General features: G+C 76.9%; 6 protein-coding genes, 2 tRNA genes and 1 other RNA gene. 4 read left to right on the top strand and 5 right to left on the bottom strand.

The features are described from left to right. Both GTR00_RS15100 and ffs read right to left on the bottom strand, forming a co-directional pair. A partial coding sequence (locus GTR00_RS15100; RefSeq protein ID WP_166612422.1) for a DNA polymerase III subunit gamma and tau occupies positions 1-1195 on the bottom strand: 1195 nt, incomplete at its 3' end. Between the two features lie 42 nt (positions 1196-1237). Continuing rightward, positions 1238-1334, bottom strand: an RNA gene (gene ffs / locus GTR00_RS15095) — signal recognition particle sRNA small type. A 142-nt stretch (positions 1335-1476) separates the two neighbouring features. On the opposite strand from ffs, the gene GTR00_RS15090 reads away from it, so the two are divergent. From GTR00_RS15090 to GTR00_RS25905, 3 genes are all read left to right on the top strand, one after another. Then, positions 1477-1561: transfer RNA gene (locus GTR00_RS15090), tRNA-Ser, on the top strand. 169 nt (positions 1562-1730) lie between these two features. Next, the gene (locus tag GTR00_RS15085; protein WP_166612421.1) at positions 1731-2030 is read left to right on the top strand and encodes a type II toxin-antitoxin system VapB family antitoxin; all 300 of its coding nucleotides are present in this window, start codon (positions 1731-1733) and stop codon (positions 2028-2030) included. Between the two features lie 13 nt (positions 2031-2043). Beyond that, positions 2044-2676 (top strand): LytR C-terminal domain-containing protein, encoded by a 633-nt coding sequence (locus GTR00_RS25905; protein WP_166612420.1) that lies wholly within the window; start codon positions 2044-2046, stop codon positions 2674-2676. A gap of 67 nt (positions 2677-2743) precedes the next feature. Here GTR00_RS25905 and GTR00_RS15075 read toward each other — a convergent pair. From GTR00_RS15075 to GTR00_RS15065, 3 genes are all read right to left on the bottom strand, one after another. Next, a tRNA-Ser gene (locus tag GTR00_RS15075) sits at positions 2744-2830 on the bottom strand. 48 nt (positions 2831-2878) lie between these two features. Further along, complete coding sequence (gene tadA, locus GTR00_RS15070; RefSeq protein WP_166612419.1) at positions 2879-3313, bottom strand: tRNA adenosine(34) deaminase TadA; 435 nt, start codon at positions 3311-3313, stop codon at positions 2879-2881. Between the two features lie 35 nt (positions 3314-3348). Then, complete coding sequence (locus tag GTR00_RS15065; protein WP_166612418.1) at positions 3349-3906, bottom strand: tRNA adenosine deaminase-associated protein; 558 nt, start codon at positions 3904-3906, stop codon at positions 3349-3351. A 66-nt stretch (positions 3907-3972) separates the two neighbouring features. Here GTR00_RS15065 and upp point away from each other — a divergent pair. Next, a partial coding sequence (gene upp / locus GTR00_RS15060; protein ID WP_166612417.1) for a uracil phosphoribosyltransferase occupies positions 3973-4602 on the top strand: 630 nt, incomplete at its 3' end.

Here is a 4602-nt window from a genome sequence, read left to right as displayed (position 1 = left end):
CGAGGGGCGCGGGGGAGGGGGCGGCGGCGACCGGCAGCCCCGCCGCCAGCCGGCGCTCCAGCCGCTCCAGGCGCGGGCCGAGCCCGCCGTCGGCGTCCGCCCCGGGCAGCAGCAGGCGCGCGCACAGCAGCTCCAGCTGCAGGCGCGGCGAGGTCGCGCCCGTCATCTGCTCCAGCCCGGCGGCCACCACGTCCGCCGCGCGCGACACCTCCGCGCGCCCCAGGTGCGCGGCCTGCGCGCGCAGCCGCTCCAGCGCGTCCTCGGGCACCGCCAGCGCGTCGGCGGCGCCCTCGCCCACCGCGGCGACGACCACGAGGTCGCGCAGCCGCTGCAGCAGGTCGTCGGCGAAGCGGCGCGGCTCCTGGCCGGACTCCACCACCCGCTCCACGGCGCGGAAGACGGTCGCGCCGTCCCCGGCGGCGATCGCCTCCACGACGTCGTCCAGCAGGGAGGCGTGGGTGTAGCCCAGCAGTGAGACCGCCACGTCGTAGGTGACGCCCTCCTCGCCCGCCCCGGCGATGAGCTGGTCCAGCACGGACAGCGAGTCGCGCACGGACCCGCCGCCGGCGCGCACCACCAGCGGCAGCACGCCCTTGCCGACCTCCACGCCCTCGCGCTCGGCCAGCTCGGCCAGGTAGGAGCTCAGCCGGGCCGGCGGCACCAGCCGGAACGGGTAGTGGTGGGTGCGCGAGCGGATCGTGGTGAGGACCTTGTCCGGCTCCGTGGTGGCGAAGACGAACTTCACGTGCGGCGGCGGCTCCTCGACGGTCTTCAGCAGGGCGTTGAAGCCCTGCGGGGTGACCATGTGCGCCTCGTCGAGGATGTAGACCTTGAAGCGGTCGCGCGCCGGGGCGAAGGAGATCCGCTCGCGCAGCTCGCGGGCGTCGTCGACGCCGCCGTGGCTGGCCGCGTCGATCTCCACCACGTCCACGCTGCCCGGGCCGCCGTTGGCCAGGTCGCGGCAGGAGCCGCAGGTGCCGCACGGCGTCGGCGTGGGCCCGGCCGCGCAGTTCAGGCAGCGGGCCAGGATGCGGGCGCTGGTGGTCTTGCCGCAGCCGCGCGGGCCGGAGAAGAGGTAGGCGTGGGTGACGCGGCCCTTGGCCAGGGCCTGCGACAGCGGCACGGTGACGTGCTCCTGCCCGATGACCTCCGCGAAGCTCTCGGGCCGGTAGCGGCGGTACAGGGCGCTCGTCACGACCCCGAGGCTAACCCGGCCCGGTGACAGCCCGGCCGGGGACGAAGGGACCCCTCGCGCACCCGCCAGAGCCCGCCTACCCTTGCTGCCTTCCGGCCCTGGGGGGGTTCAGCTGGATGACGCCGCACGAGGGGTCTGCGACCACTGTACGGGGCGCTCCGGGGTGCGGTCCAACCGCGTGCGGCCGGCACCGCCCGCTGCGCCGCTCCCGCCGCCGGCCGCGGGGTGCGGCGCACCCGGGGTCGAGGGCACCCGTCCGGGCGCGCTACGCTGGGGGCACTGGAGGATTCGCCTAGTGGCCTATGGCGCACGCTTGGAAAGCGTGTTGGGTTAACGCCCTCGCGGGTTCAAATCCCGCATCCTCCGCCGGCCGAGGGGCCCGGACCCGCAGCAGCGGGGCCGGGCCCCTCGTCGTTCCCGGCGCCCGGCACGGCGCCCGGCACGGCGCCCGGCCCCGCCGGCCACGGGCCGTGGCAGCCAGCGGCTCGCGCGTCCTGCCGCGCCCGGTGCGCCGCGCCGCCTAGACTCACCCACCGTGATCTTCCAGGCGGTCGGCGAGGGGCGCCCCTACCCCGAGCACGGGTACGAGACGACCAGCCAGTGGTCCGCGGTGCCCCCGCGCCAGGTCCGCCTCGACGAGCTGACCACCACCCGGCGCACCCTGGACCTGGACGCCCTGCTCGCCGACGACTCCACCTTCTTCGGCGACCTGTTCGCCCACGTCGTGGAGTGGCGGGGGCGGATGTACCTGGAGGACGGGCTGCACCGCGCCGTGCGCGCCGCGCTGCACCAGCGCCAGGTGCTGCACGCCCGCGTGCTGACGCTGCCGGACTGAGCGGAGGGGGACCGTGGACGACGACAGCGAGCCCGACGGCCGGCAGGCCGACGACGGCGCCCGGCACGGCACCGGCGTGGTGCCCGAGGACGGCGGGGACCTCGACGAGGCCTCCTACGAGCGCCTGCACCGCAAGCGGCTGCGCCGCCAGCGCCGCCAGCGCGTCGTCTTCGCGCTCGTCGTGCTGCTCGTCCTGGCCGTCGGCGGCGGGGCGGCGCTGGTGTGGACCGGGCGCTGGCAGCCCGGCGGCGGCAGCGCCGCCACGCCCACCCCGACGTGCGCGCCGGCCCCCGAGCAGCCGCTGCCGCCGCCGCAGGAGGTCTCGGTGGTGGTCCTCAACGGCACCGACCGCACCGGGCTGGCCGGCGGCGTCGCCGAGGAGCTGCGCGGGCGCGGCTTCACCGTCCCCCGCGTCGGCAACGCCCCCGTGGACGCCGGGCCGGTCACCGCGTCCGTGCGCTACCCCCCGGGGCTGCTGCCCGCCGCCCGCGCCGCCGCCGCCCGCGTCGCCGAGGCGCAGCTGGTGGAGGACCCCGCCGCCACGGCCGTGGAGCTCACCCTGGGCGACGGCTACCAGCAGCTGCTCGGCGAGGACGCCCTCGCGGTGCCGCCCGCGCCCGCACCGCCGCCGGCGCCCGGCTGCTGAGCCGCGCGCACCCCGGGCACGGCGAAGGCCCCCGGCTCCGAGGAGCCGGGGGCCTTCGCCGTTCGAGCGGTGGCGGTGGGATTTGAACCCACGGAGGAGTCGCCCCCTCACACGCTTTCGAGGCGTGCTCCTTAGGCCGCTCGGACACACCACCACGGGCAACGATACACGGTGGCGACCGGTGCGCCGGGCCGCCCCGGGCTCACCCGCGGCGCTCGGCGAAGAAGCCGTCCAGCAGCGCGGAGCACTCCTGCTCCAGCACCCCGCCGGCCACCTCCACCGCGTGGTTCAGGCGCCGGTCGCGCACCACGTCGCGCAGCGAGCCGGCCGCGCCGAACCGCGGGTCCCACGCGCCCAGCACCAGCCGGTCCACGCGCGCCAGCACCAGCGCCCCGGCGCACATCACGCACGGCTCCAGCGTCACCACCAGCGTGCAGCCGGTCAGCCGCCACTCCCCGCGCGCGCGCGCCGCCGCGCGCAGCGCCAGCACCTCCGCGTGCGCGGTGGGGTCCTGCGCCGCCTCGCGCTCGTTGCGGCCGGTGCCCAGCACCCGCCCGTCGGCGTCCACGACCACGGCGCCCACCGGCACGTCGCCCGTCGCCAGGCACGAGCGCGCCTCCGCCAGGGCCAGGCGCATCCAGGTCGCCCACCGCGGCGGCTGGGCCAGGCCCCTCAGCGCAGGGACTCCAGCACGTCGGCGAAGCCGAGCAGCTCGCCGACCTCCACGGTGGCCGCGGAGGGGTCCGTGCCGGACTCGGCCAGGCGGGTGAGCGCGGCCGCCGGGCAGCCCAGGTCCGCCAGCAGCTCCGGGTCCCCGGCCCACACGGCCTCGGCCACGCCCGCCGCCCGCGCGGCGGAGCCGGCGTCGCCGCCCGGGGCGCCCGCCCCGTCGTCCTCGCCGTCCTCGCCGTCCGAGGGGTCGTCCTCGTCCTCGTCGCCGTCGGTCACCGGGACCTCCGTCGCCGGGGGCAGCTCGGTGAACAGCTCGGCGTAGGAGCTGTCGGCCGCGGCGACCGCGTCGGAGACGAACACGCGCACCTCCTCCCCGTCGGTGCGCACGAGCGCGAACCACTCGTCCTCGCGCTCCAGGACGGCCAGGACGGCCGCGTCGTCGCCGACGGCGCCGCGCAGCACGTCGCCCAGCTCGTCCGGCGAACCTGCTTCGAGGTCGACGTCGACGGAGCGCCAGCCGTCGCCGTCGGGGGTCAGCACAGCGGTGAAGTACGCCACGTGACCATGGTGGCAGGACGTTCGCGGCTACGGCCAGCACGCCCGTGGCGGCTAGGTTGTGCCCTCGTGCGCCTCTCCGTCATCGACCACCCCCTCGTCGCCCACAAACTCACCGCGCTGCGCGACGCGAGCACCGACTCCCCGACCTTCCGCCGCCTGGCCGACGAACTGGTCACGCTGCTGGCCTACGAGGCCACCCGCGACGTGCGCGTGGAGCCCCACCCCGTCACCACGCCCGTCGCCCCCACCACCGGCGTGCGGCTGACCTCGCCCAAGCCGATCGTCGTGCCGATCCTGCGCGCGGGCCTGGGGATGCTCGACGGCATGGTGCGGCTGCTGCCCACCGCCGAGGTCGGTTTCCTGGGCATGATCCGCGACGAGACGACGCTGCAGGCGACCACCTACGCCAACCGGTTGCCCGACGACCTCTCCGGCCGGCAGTGCTACGTCCTGGACCCGATGCTCGCCACCGGCGGCACGCTGGTCGCGGCGGTCAACTACCTGCTGGACCGCGGCGCCGTGGACGTCACCGCGATCTGCCTGCTCGCCGCCCCCGAGGGCATCGAGGTCGTCCGTGCCGCCTTCGACGAGCACGCCCACGTCACCGTGGTGACCGCGGCCGTCGACGAGCGCCTCGACGAGCAGGGCTACATCGTCCCCGGCCTCGGCGACGCCGGGGACCGCCTCTACGGCGTC

The sequence above is a fragment of the Kineococcus indalonis genome, assembly GCF_009906395.1.
Lineage (GTDB): Bacteria > Actinomycetota > Actinomycetes > Actinomycetales > Kineococcaceae > Kineococcus > Kineococcus indalonis.
The sequence above is the reverse complement of the archived record's forward strand: the minus strand, read 5'-3'. Positions and strand labels throughout refer to the sequence as shown.